Annotated in this window: 15 protein-coding genes; 5 read left to right on the plus strand and 10 right to left on the minus strand. The window is 71.1% G+C overall.

Going from position 1 to position 17,368, the window contains the following annotated elements; translation table 11 throughout:
* The first annotated feature begins 69 nt into the window (after positions 1-69).
* Together ACH442_RS07955 and ACH442_RS07960 are read left to right on the plus strand one after the other, a co-directional pair.
* Positions 70-729 carry a helix-turn-helix transcriptional regulator gene (locus ACH442_RS07955; RefSeq protein ID WP_396337198.1) on the plus strand — a complete coding sequence of 220 codons (660 nt, stop codon included), beginning with the start codon at positions 70-72 and terminating at the stop codon, positions 727-729.
* A 32-nt stretch (positions 730-761) separates the two neighbouring features.
* Complete coding sequence (locus ACH442_RS07960) at positions 762-1,217, plus strand: DUF3291 domain-containing protein (protein WP_396337199.1); 456 nt, start codon at positions 762-764, stop codon at positions 1,215-1,217.
* Positions 1,218-1,371: 154 nt separating this feature from the next.
* On the opposite strand, the gene ACH442_RS07965 is transcribed toward ACH442_RS07960, so the two are convergent.
* Positions 1,372-3,876: a DNA translocase FtsK 4TM domain-containing protein gene (locus ACH442_RS07965; RefSeq protein ID WP_396337200.1), complete on the minus strand. Its 2,505-nt coding sequence runs from the start codon at positions 3,874-3,876 to the stop codon at positions 1,372-1,374.
* A gap of 251 nt (positions 3,877-4,127) precedes the next feature.
* On the opposite strand from ACH442_RS07965, the gene ACH442_RS07970 reads away from it, so the two are divergent.
* Complete coding sequence (locus ACH442_RS07970) at positions 4,128-4,535, plus strand: YbjN domain-containing protein (RefSeq protein ID WP_396337201.1); 408 nt, start codon at positions 4,128-4,130, stop codon at positions 4,533-4,535.
* A gap of 44 nt (positions 4,536-4,579) precedes the next feature.
* Here ACH442_RS07970 and ACH442_RS07975 read toward each other — a convergent pair whose 3' ends face one another.
* The 5 genes from ACH442_RS07975 to ACH442_RS07995 form a co-directional block, all read right to left on the minus strand.
* On the minus strand, positions 4,580-6,157 hold the full coding sequence (locus ACH442_RS07975) for a S1 family peptidase (RefSeq protein WP_396337202.1): 1,578 nt from the start codon (positions 6,155-6,157) through the stop codon (positions 4,580-4,582).
* 147 nt (positions 6,158-6,304) lie between these two features.
* On the minus strand, positions 6,305-7,993 hold the full coding sequence (locus tag ACH442_RS07980; RefSeq protein WP_396337203.1) for a ribonuclease J: 1,689 nt from the start codon (positions 7,991-7,993) through the stop codon (positions 6,305-6,307).
* Positions 7,994-8,006: 13 nt separating this feature from the next.
* Positions 8,007-8,900 carry a 4-hydroxy-tetrahydrodipicolinate synthase gene (gene dapA / locus ACH442_RS07985; protein WP_396337204.1) on the minus strand — a complete coding sequence of 298 codons (894 nt, stop codon included), beginning with the start codon at positions 8,898-8,900 and terminating at the stop codon, positions 8,007-8,009.
* Between the two features lie 26 nt (positions 8,901-8,926).
* A complete protein-coding gene (locus tag ACH442_RS07990) occupies positions 8,927-9,460 on the minus strand; it encodes a DUF2752 domain-containing protein (RefSeq protein WP_396337205.1) in 534 nt (177 codons plus the stop codon).
* A gap of 10 nt (positions 9,461-9,470) precedes the next feature.
* Complete coding sequence (locus tag ACH442_RS07995; RefSeq protein ID WP_396337206.1) at positions 9,471-10,685, minus strand: winged helix-turn-helix domain-containing protein; 1,215 nt, start codon at positions 10,683-10,685, stop codon at positions 9,471-9,473.
* A 24-nt stretch (positions 10,686-10,709) separates the two neighbouring features.
* Between ACH442_RS07995 and ACH442_RS08000 the strand changes: the two genes are divergently transcribed.
* Together ACH442_RS08000 and ACH442_RS08005 are read left to right on the plus strand one after the other, a co-directional pair.
* Positions 10,710-11,219: a GNAT family N-acetyltransferase gene (locus ACH442_RS08000; protein WP_396337207.1), complete on the plus strand. Its 510-nt coding sequence runs from the start codon at positions 10,710-10,712 to the stop codon at positions 11,217-11,219.
* 9 nt (positions 11,220-11,228) lie between these two features.
* Positions 11,229-11,789 (plus strand): GNAT family N-acetyltransferase, encoded by a 561-nt coding sequence (locus tag ACH442_RS08005; protein ID WP_396337208.1) that lies wholly within the window; start codon positions 11,229-11,231, stop codon positions 11,787-11,789.
* Between the two features lie 493 nt (positions 11,790-12,282).
* Here the strand turns inward: ACH442_RS08005 and dapB are convergent, their stop codons facing one another.
* The 4 genes from dapB to ACH442_RS08025 form a co-directional block, all read right to left on the minus strand.
* Positions 12,283-13,035 carry a 4-hydroxy-tetrahydrodipicolinate reductase gene (gene dapB, locus ACH442_RS08010; protein WP_396337209.1) on the minus strand — a complete coding sequence of 251 codons (753 nt, stop codon included), beginning with the start codon at positions 13,033-13,035 and terminating at the stop codon, positions 12,283-12,285.
* A 14-nt stretch (positions 13,036-13,049) separates the two neighbouring features.
* Complete coding sequence (locus ACH442_RS08015; protein ID WP_396337210.1) at positions 13,050-13,529, minus strand: hypothetical protein; 480 nt, start codon at positions 13,527-13,529, stop codon at positions 13,050-13,052.
* A 51-nt stretch (positions 13,530-13,580) separates the two neighbouring features.
* Positions 13,581-14,837: a M16 family metallopeptidase gene (locus ACH442_RS08020; RefSeq protein WP_396337211.1), complete on the minus strand. Its 1,257-nt coding sequence runs from the start codon at positions 14,835-14,837 to the stop codon at positions 13,581-13,583.
* Between the two features lie 78 nt (positions 14,838-14,915).
* Positions 14,916-17,246 (minus strand): polyribonucleotide nucleotidyltransferase, encoded by a 2,331-nt coding sequence (locus tag ACH442_RS08025; RefSeq protein ID WP_396337212.1) that lies wholly within the window; start codon positions 17,244-17,246, stop codon positions 14,916-14,918.
* Positions 17,247-17,368 lie beyond the last annotated feature (122 nt).

Consider the following 17,368-nt stretch of genomic DNA (forward strand, 5'->3'; position numbering starts at 1 on the left):
GCCCGCGGTTGCCCGTCCCCCGGACAGCCAAGCTCTAGCGCCAAGTCCCGTTGACAATACGATTGCGGGGTGACGACTTCCGAGGACCTCGACGATCTCGACGCCCTGACCAGCCTGGCCGACCGGGTGCGGCGGCAGGCCTACCAGGTGGTGGCCGACGGCGACGGGCCGGTCGGGCGGGACGAGGTGGCCGAGGCGCTCGGCGTCGGCCGGACGCTGGCCGCGTTCCACCTGGACAAGCTCGTCGCGGCCGGGTTGCTGGAGACGTCGTACGCGCGGCGGTCGGGCAAGACCGGGCCGGGGGCCGGGCGTCCGGCGAAGCTCTACCGGGTCGCCGCGGCCGAGCACACGGTGAGCGTGCCGCCGCGGGCCTACCGGACCGCGGCCGAGCTGCTGGCCGAGGCGCTGGAGGAGGCCGGGGCGGAGAACGTGCTGAACACGGTGGCGCGGCGGCACGGTCGCCGGACGGCGGCGGACGGCGACGTGGTCGCGCTGCTGAGCGGGCACGGGTATGCGCCGGCGGCGGACGGGCCGGGGCGCATCGAGCTGCGGAACTGCCCCTTCCACCGGCTGGCCGAGCAGTTCCCGCCGGTGATCTGCGGGATGAACCTGGCCCTGGTCGGCGGGCTGCTGGCCGGCGCCGGGCTGGACGGGGACTGGGAGGCACGGATGGACGCGGCGCCCGGTCGGTGCTGCGTGGCGCTCACTTCTAAAAACCAAACTGATTGACATTAGAGTACGGGGCTGGTCTGCTGACTGACATGACCGACTTCCACCTGGCCCAGATCAACACCGCCCGGCTCCGAGCCCCGCTGGAAGACCCGTCCATGGCCGAGTTCGTGGCCGGCCTCGACCTGATGAACGCGCTCGCCGACCGGTCACCCGGCTTCGTGTGGCGCCTGATCGGGGAGAACGGTGACGGCACGATCGCGGCGCCGGCCGAGCCCGACCGCATCTACACGCTCTCGGTCTGGGAGTCGCCGGAGCACCTGAGGGCGTATGCGTACCAGAGCGAGCACCTCGACTACCTGCGCCGCCGCCGTGAGTGGTTCCACCCCCACGGGCACCGGGCCGCGCTGGTGCTGTGGTGGCTGCCGGCCGGCAAACGCCCGACGCTGCGGCAGGGCATCTCCCGCCTGGGCCGGCTGCGCGCGCACGGCCCCGGCCCCGAGGCGTTCACACTCCGCGAGACGTTCCCCGCCCCGGTGTTGATCTGATGATCTGACCGCGCCCACCCACGGAGGCCGCCCTTTCGGTCTGAGCGTTCTGGGCGCCCCGCGCCCTGCTCAGATCGGAAGGGCCCCCGCGGGAGCGACGGCCCGGACCACAGCGGAGAGGGGCAAGGAATCCCTTGAATTCGATCGTGAGGGGTCAGTCGACCTTGAGGGCCGCGAGCGCCTCTTCCAGCTCGTCCGGTTTGATCAGGACGTCGCGGGCCTTGCTGCCCTCGCTCGGGCCGACGATGCCGCGCGTCTCCATCAGGTCCATCAGGCGGCCGGCCTTGGCGAAGCCGACCCGCAGCTTGCGCTGCAGCATCGACGTCGAGCCGAACTGGCTGGTCACGACCAGCTCGATGGCCTGGATCAGCAACTGGAGATCGTCACCGATCTCCTCGTCGATCTCCTTCTTCTTGCTCGGCGGGGCGTCGGTGACGCCCTCCTGGAACTCCGGTTCGCGCTGGTCCTTGCAGAACTTGACGACGCCGGCGATCTCTTTCTCGTCGACCCAGGCGCCCTGGATGCGGGTCGGCTTGGAGGCGCCCATCGGCAGGAAGAGGCCGTCGCCGCGGCCGAGCAGTTTCTCGGCGCCGGGCTGGTCGAGGATGACCCGGGAGTCGGCCAGCGACGACGTGGCGAAGGCCAGGCGGGACGGCACGTTCGCCTTGATCAGGCCGGTGACGACGTCCACGGACGGGCGCTGGGTGGCGAGGACCAGGTGGATGCCGGCGGCGCGGGCGAGCTGGGTGATGCGGACGACCGAGTCCTCCACGTCGCGCGGGGCGACCATCATCAGGTCGGCCAGCTCGTCGATGATCACGAGCAGGTAGGGGTACGGCTTCATCACCCGCTCGCTGCCCGGCGGCGCGACGATCTCGCCGTTGCGGACCTTGCGGTTGAAGTCGTCGATGTGGCGCACGCCGTTCGCGGCCAGGTCGTCGTAGCGCATGTCCATCTCGCGGACGACCCACTCCAGGGCGTCGGCGGCCTTCTTCGGGTTGGTGATGATCGGCGTGACGAGGTGCGGAATCCCCTCGTAGGCCGTCATCTCCACCCGTTTCGGGTCGACCAGCATCAGCCGCACCTGCTCCGGCGTCGCCCGGGTCAGCAGGCTCACCAGCAGCGAGTTCAGGCAGCTGGACTTACCGGCGCCGGTCGCGCCGGCGATCAGGATGTGCGGCATCTTGGCGAGGTTGGCCACGACGAAGCCGCCCTCGATGTCCTTGCCGAGCGCGACCACCATCGGGTGGTGATCGCGAGTGGCGACCGGGGACCGCAGCACGTCGCCGAGCGACACGTTCTCCGGATCGGTGTTGGGGATCTCGACGCCGACGGCCGACTTGCCCGGGATCGGGGAGAGGATCCGGACATCGGGGGACTTCACCGCGTACGCGATGTTGCGCGACAGCTGCGTGATCCGCTCGACCTTGGTGCCCGGGCCGATCTCCACCTCGTAACGCGTCACGGTCGGGCCGCGGGTGAAGCCGGTGACCAGCGCGTCCACGTTGAACTGCTCGAACACGCCGGTGAGCGCGGCCATGATCTCGTCGTTGGCACGGCTGCGGGCCTTCGCCGGGGCGCCGGTGGCGAGGATCGAGAACGGCGCCGGCTTGTAGTCGCCGCTCTCCACCGCGGAGATCTCGAGCTGCTCGGCCTGAACCGGCGGCGGCGAGTGGACCGGTGGTTTCCGGCGGGTCGCCGGCACCTTCGGCAGGACGACCGTGTCGTGCAGGATGAGGTCCTCTTCGGGCTCCTCCGGCGTCTCCATCAGATCGTCGAGCGGCGTGTCCGGACCGGCCTGACGGCGACGGGCCGGGCGGCGCGGTTTCGGCGGCGCCTCCTCGGCCAGTTCCTCCTCCTCGTCCGGCTCGAACGGCGCACGGGGTGCCCGGGTCGCCGTGGCCCGGCCCAGCACCATGTCGCCGAGCAGCATGAACCGTTCCGGGATCTTGTTGATCGGCGTCGCCGTGATCACCAGAAGGCCGAAGACGAAGAGCAGAACCAGCAACGGTACGGCCACCCAGGCGCTCACCGCCCGTTCCAGCACCGAGCCCACCCCGTAGCCGAGCAGGCCGCCGTTGCCGGTCAGCGCGATGTCGTCGCGCGGCTCGTCGGAGATGTAGAGCAGGCTCGCGGTGGCGATGATGACCGCCGACCAGCCGACCGGGTTGCGCCCGCGATGATCCGGGTCGACCGGTTCCCGCATCAGCCGGATCGAGCCGTAGAAGAACAGCAGCGGCAGGAAGATGCCCAGGCCGCCGAAGAACAGGTGCACGGCGTCGGCCAGCCGCTGACCCAGCGGGCCCGCACTGTGCGCCCACACGGCGACCGCCGTCAGGATCGAGAAGCCGAGCATGAGCAGGCCGGCGCCGTCACGGCGGTGCTCCGGGCCGATGTTGCGGGCGTTACGGCCGGCGCCCCGGGCCACCCAGCCGACGCTGTGCGCCAGACCCATCCAGAGCGCGCCGACGCCGCGGGCGACGCCGGGGCCGATCGCGGGCGGGGGCGCCACCTTCTTCGCGGCCGGACGTTTGCGCGCCGCCGCGGTGGTCTTCTTCGCCGGGCGCGCGGCCGGTTGACGGGCGCGCGTGGTCGCGGCACCGCGCGTGCTCGACGACGCGGCGCGGCCCCGGCCCGCCGGAGGAGTACGGCCCGCCATGCAAGACACCGTAGCCGGGCGCGCCCAACCCATCGAGACGGCACACCGTGACCAGCTCTCACTTTTCGGCGATCCAGGGCCTGTGGCGCGCCTCACGCGGGGCTGCGGCGTGGCCCCGGCGGCGCCTGACGGCGTGAGCAGGGCGATCACCTGCAACACCGGTATGCGACCGCCCTTCTCCCCACGTCAGCCACCACCTGCGCCTCACCTCACCTCCCCGTGAGGCGCGCCACAGGCCTTAGCATCACGATGTGCAGGTACTGAGCAACGAGATGATCAAAGCCGCGATGGACGCGCGCGGGTTCGCGTACTTCGTCGATGCGGACGGCGACATCGCGGGCAACTTCCAGGGCAACCTGATCTATTTCTTCCGGCTCGGCCAGAACAAGGAGATGCTGCAGATCAGGGCGATGATGCAGCACGTCTTCACGGTCGAGGACGTGCCGAGGCTCTACGAGTTCTGCAACACATGGAACCGTGATCAGCTCTGGCCGAAGGCGTACGTGCAGGTCACCGACGACGGAACGGTCGTCGTGGTCGGCGAGGTCTCCGCCGACTGGGAGCGCGGCCTGACCATGGAACAGCTCGACCAGGTGCTGCTCTGCGGCATCGCGACCGGGTGCCGGCTCGGCGAGGCGCTCGGCGAGCTGAAGAACTGAAAAAGGCCGGGACCACCCGGTCCCGGCCCTTCCCACTGCTCGCGTTACTGGACGTTGAAGCCCAGCGTGTAGTCGCCGCTGCCGGAGCTGTCGACCACGACGTAGCGGAACGTGCCGGAGCGCTGGTTGACGCTCAGCGTCTTGTCGCCGTCACCGGTGGCCTTGGCCACGGTCTTGAAGCCGTTCTGGGTCTGCCGCTGCAGGACCAGGTCGAAGTCCGCGCCGTCGGGCACGTCGAGGCAGGCCACGTGCTGGCCGGCCCGGGCCCGGAAGGTGCCGCCGTTCGGCTGGACCTGGCCGGTGCCGGTCTTGGTGAGCGAACCGGAACGCTGGACCGGCAGAGCCGCGCAGTCCGACGCCCCGCCGGCCGGCGGTGCCTCGGCCGACCCGGACGGCGCCGCGGTCGCGGAGTCGGTCGGCGCCGCGGTGGCACCACCCTCGTCGGCGCCGGTGGTCAGCAGGGACAGGTTGTTCTCGGCCAGGATCTCGTTGACCGGCTGGAAGAACGTCTCGCCGCCGACCGTGCAGTCGCCGGAACCACCCGAGGTCACACCCTGGGCCTGGTCACCGGAGAGCCACGGGCCGCCGGAGTCACCGCCCTCGGCGCAGACGTCGGTGCGGGTCAGGCCGGTCACCGCGCCCTCCGGGTACCGGACGGTCTGATTCTTGGCCAGGATCGTGCCGCAGAACGTGCCGGTGGTCGAGCCGGAGCGGCAGACCGCGGCACCGACCGGGGCCTCGGTGTTGCCGGCGACCGGGAGCTCGTTGCCCTTGAAGTCGTTGACCACCGGACGCGGCGTCCAGTCACCGTTGACCTCGACGAAGCCCATGTCGGCGTCGCCCGGGAAGACACTGGCCTTCACCACGCCCTGGGCCTCGTTGTTGAAACCCGTGGTGGTGGTACCCGGCGTGCCACAGTGGCCGGCGGTCACGAAGCCGCCCTCCACCGAGAAGCCGATCGAGCAGCGGGCCTGGCCGCCGTCGAGAGAGATGAAGTACGGGTCGGCGCCACGCACGTCGAAGAGCGGCTTCGGCGCGCTCTTGCTGACCTTCACGCTGACCGTGCTCGCCGGCACGCCGACGCTCTTGGCGAACGCCACCGGGTCCGTGGCCGCGTTCGGCTGCGCGACGATGACCAGCTTGTTGGTCGGGGCGTCGACGTACCAGCCGGTCAGGCCGCTGGCCGTCCTCACCTTCGCGTCCAGCTTGGTCTTGGCCGCGTCGAGGTCCGCCTCGCTGCGCTTGACCATGACCGGCACGGCGCCGGCCTTCTTCACCACGGCGGCCGCGTCCGAGTCGGTCACGGCGACCTTGAGGGTGTTGCCGTCCGAGGCGAGCCATGCGCCGCCGTAGCTGTCGCCGGTCGCCGCCGCGAGGGTCGCGGTGACCCCGCCGGCCCACTTCGAGCGATTCAGCCGGGTGGTCGCCTGTGCGGCGTCGAGACCCAGGTCACGCTTCATCGCCGCGAGCAGGGCCGGGGACACACCCCCGTTCCCGCTCGCCTTCGTCGTGCCGCTGTCGCTCTCCGGCGTGGTGCCGGCCAGCGACGGCAGAGTGAAGGCGACCGCCGCCGCGGTCGCCGCCACTACCGCCGCAGCTACGGCGATCGATCTGCGCTGCATCTGGAGTACTCCCTCCGCCACGGGTGCCGTGGGGGCGACACCGTGCCTGGGAGTACGCACCTCGTCCGAAGAAGGTTGAAACGGACGAGGGTCAAATCGTCTTCACAGCGTCGGCTAAGAAAGACTTAAACCTTATTTTGTACGGCCTCAGACCTCGACGACCGTCGGAACGATCATCGGCCGGCGGCGATAGGCGTCGTTCACCCAGCGTCCGACGGTGCGACGCACCACCTGCTGCAGCTGGTGGGTGTCGGTGATGCCGTCCGCCGCGGAGCGGTGCAGGGCGGCGGTGAGCAGCGGGATCACCGGGTTGAACGCGTCCGGGTCCTCGGAGAAGCCCTTCGCCGAGACGCTGGGCTCGCCGACCACCTTGCCGGTCACCGAGTCGATCACCACGGTGGCCGCGATGAACCCGCCGTCGCCGAGGATGCGCCGCTCGGTCAGCAGCGACTCACTGACGTCACCGACCGCGAGACCGTCCACGTAGACGTAGCGGCTCCTGACCCGGCCGACCACGCGGGCATGGCCCTCGACCAGGTCGACCACGTCACCGTCCTCGCAGAGCACCACCCGATCGGGCGCGACCCCGGACTCGATGCCGAGCTGGGCGTGCGCGCGCAGGTGCCGCCACTCGCCGTGCACCGGCATCAGGTTGCTCGGACGGGTCACGTTCAGCAGGAACAGCAGCTCGCCGGCGGGTGCGTGCCCGGAGACGTGCACCTTCGCCGTCTCCTTGTGGATGACCGTGGCACCGGCCCGGGACAGCTGGTTGATCACCCGGTAGACCGAGGTCTCGTTGCCCGGCACCAGCGAACTGGCCAGCACCACCGTGTCGCCGGACTCGATCGTGATGTGCCGGTGGTCGCCGGTCGACATCCGGCCCAGGGCGCTCATCGGCTCGCCCTGCGAACCCGTCGACATGAAGACGATCTCGTCCGGCGGGAGGTGGGTGGCCTCGTCCAGGCCGACCAGCAGACCGTCCGGGATGCGCAGCAGGCCCAGGTCACGGGCGATGCCCATGTTGCGGACCATGGAACGGCCGATCAGTGCGACCTTGCGGTCGAACTCCCAGGCCGCGTCCATCACCTGCTGGACCCGGTGCACGTGCGAGGCGAAGCTGGCCACGATGATCCGGCCCTTGGCCTTGCCGAAGATCCGGCTCAGCACCGGGCCGATGTCGCGCTCCGGCGCCACGAACCCGGGCACCTCGGCGTTCGTCGAGTCGGAGAGCAGCAGGTCGACACCCTCGGCGCCGAGCCGCGCGAACCCGGCCAGGTCGGTGATCCGCCCGTCCAGCGGGACCTGGTCCATCTTGAAGTCGCCGGTGTGCAGGATCAGGCCGGCCGGGGTGCGCACGGCCACGGCCAGCGCGTCCGGGATCGAGTGGTTCACCGCGAAGAACTCGCACTCGAACGGGCCCAGCCGCTCGACGCCGCCCTCGCGCACGGTCAGCGTGTACGGGTCCAGCCGCCGCTCGGCGAGTTTCGCCTCGACCAGCGCGAGCGTGAACTCCGACCCGACCAGCGGGATGTCCGGCTTGTGGGCCAGCAGGTACGGCACGGCGCCGATGTGATCCTCGTGCCCGTGAGTGAGCACGATCGCCTGAATGTCCGCCAACCTGTCCAGGATGGGGGCGAAGTCGGGCAGGATCAGATCCACACCGGGCTGCTCGACGTCGGGGAAGAGCACCCCGCAGTCGATCACCAGTAGCTTGCCGTCGAACTCGAGAACCGTCATGTTGCGGCCGATGGCGCCCAGCCCGCCGAGCGGGACGACGCGCAGGGCGCCCTCCGGCAGCGGCGGCGGCGGACCCAGCTCCACGTGAGCTTGACTCATTCGCCTCTTCCTGTCAGAGCACGATGCCGGCCGCCGCGGCGTCCTGGCGCAGTTGCTTCAATTCCTCGTCGGTGGCGTCGACCAGGGGTGACCGGACCGGACCGGCGGGCAGCCCCGCCGCGGTCAGGCCGGCCTTCACCAGGATCGTCCCCGGAGAGCGGAAGATGCCGGTGAACAACGGCAGAGCCTGCCGGTGCCGGGTCAACGCGGTGGTGGTGTCGCCCCGCTCGAACGCCTCGATCATCTCCTTGGCCAGCACGCCGGTGAAATGCGACGACGTGCCGACCAGGCCGACCCCGCCGATGCTCAGCAGCGGCAGCGTGGCCGCGTCGTCACCGGAGTAGTAGGCCAGATCGGTGCGGCTCAGGACCCACGAACTGGCGATCAGGTCGCCCTTCGCGTCCTTGACCGCGACGATGCGCTCGTGCTCGGCGATCCGGCACATGGTCTCGGTCGCGATCGCGATGCCGGCCCGGTGCGGGATGTCGTAGACCATGATCGGCAGGCCGGTGTTGTCGGCCACCGCCCGGAAATGCCGCTCGACGCCGGCCTGCGGGGGCTTGTTGTAGTACGGCGTGACGACCAGCAGGCCGTGCGCGCCCGCCTTCTCCGCGGCGTGGGCGAGCTCGATCGTGTGGGCCGTGTTGTTCGTGCCGACACCGGCGACGACCTGGGCCCGGTCACCGACCGCCTCCACCACGGCGCGCAGAAGCGTCTCCTTCTCCGCGTCGGTCGTGGTCGGGGACTCACCGGTGGTGCCGCTGATCACGAGAGCGTCGTTGCGCTGCTCGTCGACGAGGTGAGCGGCCAGGCGGGCCGCGCCCTCGATGTCCAGGGAGCCGTCCGGGGTGAACGGGGTCACCATGGCGGTCAGCAGCCGTCCGAAGGGCCGCGGGTCGTGCGTCATACCTGACAACCTATCGGACGCGTTGCTCACACGTAGAAAGCGGTGAACGGAGCCCAGGGCAGGTTACGCAGCACGCTCCAGATCGCCCACACGGCCATGAATGTGATCAACGCCCCAGGACTCACCGTCAGCTGCGGGATCCGCCACCTGAACAGCTTCCGGCCGGCCCAGGCCACATACATGTACAGCAGGAAGGGCACGGCGAAGACGAAGATCGCGTGGTGCCGGGCGGCCGCCGGGAGATTGCCGTGCAACAGATACCACGCGGCGCGGGTGCCGCCGCAGCCCGGGCAGACGAAACCCGTCGTGAACTTCAACAGGCAGGTCGGGGCTTCGCCGGCCGCCGCGTCCACCGGGTCGGTGACCAGCGTGTAACCCACCGCGCCGCCCATGCAGGCGAGCACCGCGAGCGGGGCCAGCCACATCGGGGAACGCGACGCGAGCCGGTCGAAGAACCGGGTGATCCGGTCCGGCCGGGGCGTCTCATACGCCCGGTAGGCCGGCCAGCCCGGCGGGACCTGAGGGCCCTGCAACGGCTGAGACTCCAACCCCGCGTTCATGGGCGCCACGCTACACCTTCAGCGCCGCGGCCAGCGGGGTCGCGAAGTCACCGGCGACCGGGACGGCGATCGACTCCAGACCCAGCCAGCCGGCCAGCCGGCGCAACTCCGCGGCCAGCGCCTGAGCCGTCTCCTCCTGGTCGGCACTGGGCTCCAGCCACGCGGCCGGGACCTCCAGGACGCCGGACTGCCGGTTGGCCTTCAGGTCGACCCGCGCGGCGAAACGGTCACCGAGCAGGAACGGGAGGACGTAATAGCCGTACAGCCGCTGGGGTTTGGGCACGTAGATCTCGATGCGGTAGGTCATGTCGAACAGGCGCTCGGTGCGCTCCCGCTGCCAGATCAGCGGATCGAACGGGCTGACCAGCGTCGCCACGTCGACCCGGCGCGGCAGTCTCGCCTCCGCGTGCAGATAGGCCACCGGTTTCCACCCGCGGACCGTCACCGGTTGCAGCACCCCCGCCTCGACCAACTCGGCCACCGCCGTGCGGGCGGCCTGGGTGGGCAGCCGAAAATAGTCCTTCAGCTCGGCCTCGGCGGCCACGCCCAGCGCACGGGCCGACAGCTCGACCAGAGCGCGGAACGCCTCCTCCGGCTCCGGGGTCGGCGCGTTCAGCACAGCCGCGGGCAGGACGCGCTCGGGCAGGTCGTAGCGCCGGGCGAAGGACGTGGTGCGCTCGGCCGCGGTCACCTGGCCACTCCAGAAGAGCCACTCCAGCGCCTGCTTGACGACCGACCAGTTCCACCCCCAGTGGTCCTTGCGGCGCGGGGCGTCGTGCTCGATCTCGCTCGCCGTGATCGGCCCGCGCTGCCGCACCTCGTCGAGCACCCAGGCGACCAGGTCGGGCTGCTCGGCGACGATCCTGCGCATGCCGCCCCACGCCGACTCGCTCGCCCGCGCCATCCGCCAGCGGAACAGCGGCTGCAGCTCGGTGCGGATCAGCGACGCCTCGTGACCCCAGAACTCGAAGAGCTCGCGAGGCTTCCGATAGGCCGCCCGCTCCAGCAGGGCCGCCGGATAGGGACCGAGACGACTGTAGAGCGGCATGAAGTGGGCGCGCTGCAACACGTTCACCGAATCCATCTGGATCAGGTGCAGGCGGCGCAGCACGCGGCGCAGGTGACGCAGGTCGGTCGCGCCGCCCGGTTTCGGGTCGGTGAAGCCCTGCGCGGCCAGGGTGACCCGGCGGGCCTGCGCGACGGAGAGCGTTTCGACGGTGGTCATCGATCAGCAGAGTAGAACAGGGGTATGACAGTCTCGGCGATCAGGGAACTGACCCCGGCCGACATCGACCCGGTCGCCGCGGTGCACGTGCGCAGCATCCAGGCCAGCTACGCCGGGCTGCTGCCCGAGGCGCACCTGGCGACGCTCGACCCGGCCGTCTTCGCCGACCGGCGGCGCACCGGGCTCGGGCAGCCGGGCACGCACACCGTCGTCGCCGAGCGCGACGGCGTGCTCGTCGGGCACGCCTCGGCCGGGCCCGACCGGGAGGATCCGGCGGTCGGCGAGCTCTACTCGATCTACGTCGACCCGGGCTCGTGGGGCACCGACGCGGGCCGGCTGCTCTTCCTCGCGGCCCGGCGGATCCTGGCCGGTGACGGCTATCCCGAGATGCGGCTCTGGGTGCTGGCCGGCAACGAGCGGGCGCGGCGGTTCTACGAGCGGGCCGGCATGACCACCGACGGGGTGACCGCGACACACCGGCTCCACGACGCCGGAATCGAACTGCCGAAACTCCGCTACCGGAGTCCTCTGTAGGCTGCCGCCATGGCTCTCGGCTTCGTCCGCCCCGCGCGTCCCACCGACGCGGCGGAGATCGCTCGCATCCAGGTGACCACGTGGCGGTCCGCGTACCGGCGGATGTTCCCGGCCCACATCCTCGACCAGCTCGACGCCGCGGCGCTGACCGAGGTCTGGGCCACGGCGATCACCGCGCCGCCGTCCCCGCGGCACCGGGTGCTGATCGCCGTCGAGCAGGGCGAGAGCGCGGAACACGTGGTCGGCTTCGCGGCCGCCGGGCCGGCCGACGAGCAGGCCCTCGCCCCGTCCGAGCCGCCGCTGCCGGACTCGGTCGCCGCCGTCACCGACCTGCTGGTCGAGCCGCGGTTCGGGCGGCGCGGGCACGGCAGCCGGCTCCTCGCGGCGGCCGTGGACCTGTGGCGGGAGGACGGGTTCGGGTCGGCGGTGGCCTGGGTCTACGACCTGGACACGGCCATGCGCAAGTTCCTCGACTCGGCGGGGTGGGAGCCGGACGGGGCGGGGCGCGCCCTGGACGTCGACGACATGCTGGTCCCCCAGCTCCGCCTCCACGTCGCCCTCAACCCCTAGCTCCGGCCGCGCGCCGAGCGGCTCACGCCGGACCGCCGCCACACCGGGCCCGGCCGGGAACGGGGGCACGGCCGCAACAGCGACCAACCGCCCACCTCGCGGGCTCCGACGGGCGGGACTCTGCGGGCCGCTCCCGCCGCTCGACGGGCGGAACTCTGCGGGCCGCTCCCGCCGCTCGACAGGCGGGACTCTCCGGCCCGCTCCCGCCGCTCGACAGGCGGGACTCTCCGGGCCGCTCCCGCCGCTCGACAGGCGGGACTCTCCGGCCCGCTCTCGCCGCTCGACGGGCGGCTGTGACGGGACCAGTGCCGGGGCGGGAGCCGTGGGCGGGTTCGGTGCTCTGAGCGCGACCACCCACGGACGCCGCCCTTGCGGGCCTCGCGTCCTGGGCCGGCCACGGCCCTGCGGGGACCGGAAGGGTCCCCGCGGGAGCGACGGTCCGTACCCCGGCGGACCCGGGACCTGAAGATCTTGAAGTTGATCTTCAGGGGGGTCAGGCGAGCAGGTCGTCCAGGCCGAGCGTCAGGCCGGGCCGCTTGATGACCTCGCGGACGGCGAGCAGCACGCCGGGCATGAACGACGAGCGGTCCAGCGAGTCGTGGCGGATCGTGAGCGTCTCGCCGGCCGTGCCGAACAGGACCTCCTGGTGGGCCACGAGACCCGCGGCGCGGACCGCGTGGACGTGGACACCGTCGATGTCGGCGCCGCGGGCGCCGCCGTGGTCCTCGGTGGTGGCGTCGGGCATCGGCGGGCAGTTGGCGGCCTTGCGGGCCTCGGCGATCAGGCGGGCGGTGTGCGTGGCGGTGCCGCTGGGAGCGTCGAGTTTGCGCGGGTGGTGCTGCTCGATGATCTCGACCGAGTCGAAGTGACGCGCGGCGCGGGCGGCGAACTGCATCATCAGGACCGCGCCGATGCCGAAGTTCGGCGCGACGACGACGCCGACGCCGGGCTTGTCGGCGAGCCGGGCGCGGACCTCGGCCAGGCGCTCCTCGGTGAAGCCGGACGTGCCGACCACCACGTGGATCCCCTGGTCGATGGCCCAGCGCAGGTTGTCCATGACGACGCCGGGGTTGGTGAAGTCGACCAGGACCTGAGCACCCGCCTCGGCGGCGGCCGACGGGGAGTCGACCGAATTGATCAGCGCGACCAGGTCGAGGTCGGGGGCGGCGTCGACCGCCTTGCACACCTCGAGGCCCATGCGGCCGCGGGCGCCGAGGACACCGACACGAACGGGTTCAGGAGTCACCCGGTGAACCTAACCTAGCCGCCTGCCCCGCCACGGCCCGGCCCACCAGCAGGAACGTGACGGCCACATAGACCCGGCCGACCAGCACGTCGCTCACATCGTGCTCCCCGGTGCGGACCAGCGGGAACGTCATCGCCAGCGGGTCCGCCGGCAGCCGCGGCCACCGTCGCCGGCGGCGCGGCCGGACAGAGGAAGTACGTGACCAGCCCGAGCACGCGCAGCGTGAGCCAGCGCCGCATGAACCGCGCCCACGGCGCCCGGGCCCGCACCCACAGGATCACCGCGATGGCCGGCACGGTCGGGAAGTGCGAGACGTAGACGATCGTGACGATCGCCGGCCAGTCCCCCAAGAAGCGCAGCTGGGTCCGCCACGGCTGGTCGTTGCGCCACGCGACGGTGGCCGGCCACAACCAGCCGAAGGCGATCGGCGGGTCACCGGCCGGCACCCCGGCGGACCGGACCCCGACGGCGAAGACCGGCCCCCGGACCAGCATGCCGATGGTCCGCCGTCGCCGGGGCGGTCTCCGACGTCACGGAAACCAAGGTCAACCAGGCGGAAACGCGCCCTCGTCGAACGGACCGACCACGGCCAGGGTGTGCTCACGGGCCAGCAGGTCGGCGGCCACCTGCTCGACATCCGGCATCGTCACCGCGTCGACCCGGGTGAGCAGCTCGTCGACACCCATCAGGTCACCGTGCAGGAGTTCGGACTTCGCCAGCCGGCTCATCCGCGAGCTGGTGTCCTCCAGGCCCAGCACGTAGGCGCCCTTGACCATGCCTTTCCCCCGTACGAGTTCGTCGGGGGTGATGCCGCTCTCCGCCACCCGGGCGAGCTCGGCCCGGATCAGGTCCAGCACCTCGGGTGCCTTGCCGGGGGCGCAACCGGCGTAGACGCCGAACACGCCACTGTCCGCGTACTGGCTGCCGTAGGAGTACACCGAGTAGGCCAGGCCGCGCTTCTCCCGGATCTCCTGGAAGAGCCGGCTCGACATGCCACCGCCGAGCACGTTGTTCAGCACGCCGAGGGCGAAGCGGCGCTCGTCGTACCGGCTCAGGCCGACCGAGCCGAGCACGATGTGCGCCTGCTCGGTGTCGCGGTGCACCACCACCGTGTGCGGTTTGCGCACCCGGACGCGTTTGTCACCGGCCCGGGGCGCGGCGGGCGCGGCCGGGCCGGTGTCGAGCGGGGTGCCCTCCAGCGCCTTGCGCACCAGCTTCACCACGGCGGCGTGGTCGAGGTTCCCGGCGGCCGCGATCACGATCTCCGGCGCCTGGTAGCGCTTGCGGTAGAACGAGTTGATCTGGTTCCGCGTCATCGGGGTGACCGACTCCGGGGTGCCGGAGATCAGCCGGCCCAGCGGGTGGTCACCGTAGATCGCCTCGGCGAAGACGTCGTGCACCTCGTCGCCCGGCTCGTCCTCGTGCATGGCGATCTCCTCCAGGATCACGCCACGCTCGGTCTCCACGTCGGCCGGGTCGAGGATCGAGTCGGCCACCGCGTCCACCAGCACGTCCACCGCGAGCGGCAGGTCGGAGTCGAGCACCCGCGCGTAATAGCAGGTGTACTCCTTCGTGGTGAAGGCATTGGTCTCGCCACCCACCGCCTCGATCTCCGCGGAGATCTCCATGGCGGTGCGCTTCGGGGTGCCCTTGAAGAGCAGGTGCTCCAGGAAGTGCGAGGCCCCGGACATGGCCGGGGTCTCGTCCCGGGAACCGATCCCGACCCAGACGCCGAGTGCGGCGCTGCGAGTGGTCGGGATCGCCTCGGTGATGATGCGCAGACCACTGGGCAGGACGGTCATCTTCACACCGTCCTGCAGGGTCCTGGTAGAAACGCGGGCCGACCTCTCGGCCGGCCCGCGGTCGTTCTGTGTCACTCGTCAGTCGCGGCGTTCGCCGCGGTCGCCCGACGGGCGCGAACGGCGCCGGCGGGGTTCGCCGCCGCCCTCGGCGCGGTTCTCCCGGGGGGCACGCTCCTCGCGGGGCTTGCTCTCCGCGGCAGCGGGCGCGGCCGCCGCGGGGGCTTCCTCACCCTCGGGGCGGACCTTGTCCAGGTAGATCTTGCCGCGCTGGTCGATGTCCGCGATCGAGACCTCGACCTTGTCGCCGACGTTGAGGAAGTCCTCGACCTTCTCGACCCGCTTGCCGTCGCCCACCTTGGAGATGTGCAGCAGGCCGTCGCGGCCGGGAAGCAGCGAGATGAAGGCGCCGAACGCGGCCGTCTTCACCACGGTGCCGAGGAACTTGTCGCCGACCTTCGGCAGCGTCGGGTTGGCGATCGCGTTGATCCGCTCGACCGCGGCCTGGGCGGCCGGGCCGTTGGTCGCGCCGACGTAGATCGTGCCGTCGTCCTCGATGGAGATGTCGGCGCCGGTCTCGTCCTGGATCGCGTTGATGGTCTGGCCCTTCGGGCCGATCACCATGCCGATCTTGTCGACCGGGATCTTTACGCTGGTGACGCGCGGCGCGTACTCGCTCATCTCGGCCGGGGCCTCGATCGCCGCGGTCATCACCGCGAGGATGGTGGCCCGGGCCTCGTGCGCCTGCTGCAGAGCGCCGGCCAGCACGTCCGACGGGATGCCGTCGAGCTTGGTGTCCAGCTGCAGGGCAGTCACGAACTCGCTGGTGCCGGCGACCTTGAAGTCCATGTCACCGAACGCGTCCTCGGCGCCCAGGATGTCGGTCAGCGCGATGTACTGCGTCTTGCCGTCGACCTCGTCGGAGATGAGGCCCATCGCGATGCCGGCGACCGGCGCCTTCAGCGGCACACCGGCGGCGAGCAGGGCCAGCGTCGAGGCGCAGACCGAGCCCATGCTCGTCGAACCGTTGGAGCCGAGAGCCTCGGACACCTGCCGGATCGCGTACGGGAACTCCTCGCGCGACGGCAGCACCGGCACGAGCGCCCGCTCGGCGAGCGCGCCGTGGCCGATCTCGCGACGCTTCGGCGAACCGACCCGGCCGGTCTCACCGGTCGAGTACGGCGGGAAGTTGTAGTTGTGCATGTAGCGCTTGGTCTTCTCGGGGGCGAGAGTGTCCAGCGCCTGCTCCATGCGCAGCATGTTCAGCGTGGTGACGCCCAGGATCTGGGTCTCGCCCCGCTCGAACAGCGCCGAGCCGTGCACTCGCGGCAGCACGCCGATCTGCGCGCTCAGCGGACGGATGTCACGCGGGCCGCGGCCGTCGATGCGGACCTGCTCGCGCAGCACGCGCTGGCGCACCTCGGACTTGGTGACCGAGCGGAACGCCGCGCTGATCTCCTTCTCCCGGCCCTCGAACCGCTCGTCGAGCAGCTCGTGCGCCTTCGCCTTGACCAGGTCGAGAGCTTCCTCGCGCTCCTGCTTCGCGGCGATCTTCAGGGCTTCCGCGGTCTCGGCGCGCACCGCGTCGCTGACGGCGGTGAACACGTCGTCCTGGTAGTCCAGGAAGACCGGGAACTCGGCGACCGGCTTGGCCGCCACCTCGGCCAGCTCGCTCTGCGCGCGGCAGAGCTCGCGGATGGCCGGCTTCGACGCCTCGAGGCCGCTGGCCACGATCTCCTCGGTCGGCGCGACGGCACCGGCGGCGATCAGCTTGACCGCCTGCGGGGTCGCCTCGGCCTCGACCATCATGATCGCGACGTCGCCCTCGGCGGTGACGCGACCGGCGACCACCATGTCGAAGGTGGCCCGCTCGAGCTCCTCGATGGTCGGGAACGCGACCCACTGGCCGTCGATGTGCGCGACGCGGGTCGAGCCGACCGGGCCGCTGAACGGCAGGCCGGAGAGCTTCGTCGACATCGACGCGGCGTTCATCGCGACCACGTCGTACGGGTGGGCCGGGTCCAGCGCGAGAACGGTCTCGACGACCTGGACCTCGTTGCGCAGGCCCTTGGTGAACGACGGGCGCAGCGGCCGGTCGATCAGGCGGCAGGTGAGGATGGCGTCCTCACTGGGACGACCCTCGCGCCGGAAGAACGAGCCGGGGATGCGGCCGGCCGCGTACATCCGCTCCTCGACGTCGACGGTCAGCGGGAAGAAGTCGAAGTGCTCCTTCGGCGCCTTGCTGGCCGTGGTCGCGGAGAGAACAGTGGTGTCGCCCAGCTGGACGATGACCGAACCGGCGGCCTGCTTGGCCAGCCGGCCGGTGGAGAACACGATCTCGCGGGTGCCGAACGACCCGTTGTCGATGATCGCCGTGCGAGATTCGGTTCCGAGAGCGGTCTGCTCTGTCAAGTGAGGTACTCCTCTTCGTCGAGGACCCGGCGGTTTACAGCGCGTTTCAACGTGGCCGGTCTTCGATCGAAGTACCCAGGTATGACTGCCTGGGAACCACTACCGGAGACCGGTGCTGCCGG

It is taken from the genome of Actinoplanes sp. NPDC020271 (assembly GCF_044388125.1).
Lineage (GTDB): Bacteria > Actinomycetota > Actinomycetes > Mycobacteriales > Micromonosporaceae > Actinoplanes.

Bases quoted from the DNA above. Each gene is read 5' to 3' on its own strand.
- ACH442_RS07960 (WP_396337199.1), top strand. From the start codon at position 762: ATGACCGACTTCCACCTGGCCCAGATCAACACCGCCCGGCTCCGAGCC.
- ACH442_RS07965 (WP_396337200.1), bottom strand. From the start codon at position 3,876: ATGGCGGGCCGTACTCCTCCGGCGGGCCGGGGCCGCGCCGCGTCGTCG.
- ACH442_RS07975 (WP_396337202.1), bottom strand. From the start codon at position 6,157: ATGCAGCGCAGATCGATCGCCGTAGCTGCGGCGGTAGTGGCGGCGACC.
- ACH442_RS07980 (WP_396337203.1), bottom strand. From the start codon at position 7,993: ATGAGTCAAGCTCACGTGGAGCTGGGTCCGCCGCCGCCGCTGCCGGAG.
- dapA (WP_396337204.1), bottom strand. From the start codon at position 8,900: ATGACGCACGACCCGCGGCCCTTCGGACGGCTGCTGACCGCCATGGTG.
- ACH442_RS07990 (WP_396337205.1), bottom strand. From the start codon at position 9,460: ATGAACGCGGGGTTGGAGTCTCAGCCGTTGCAGGGCCCTCAGGTCCCG.
- ACH442_RS07995 (WP_396337206.1), bottom strand. From the start codon at position 10,685: ATGACCACCGTCGAAACGCTCTCCGTCGCGCAGGCCCGCCGGGTCACC.
- ACH442_RS08000 (WP_396337207.1), top strand. From the start codon at position 10,710: ATGACAGTCTCGGCGATCAGGGAACTGACCCCGGCCGACATCGACCCG.
- ACH442_RS08005 (WP_396337208.1), top strand. From the start codon at position 11,229: ATGGCTCTCGGCTTCGTCCGCCCCGCGCGTCCCACCGACGCGGCGGAG.
- ACH442_RS08015 (WP_396337210.1), bottom strand. From the start codon at position 13,529: ATGCTGGTCCGGGGGCCGGTCTTCGCCGTCGGGGTCCGGTCCGCCGGG.
- ACH442_RS08020 (WP_396337211.1), bottom strand. From the start codon at position 14,837: ATGACCGTCCTGCCCAGTGGTCTGCGCATCATCACCGAGGCGATCCCG.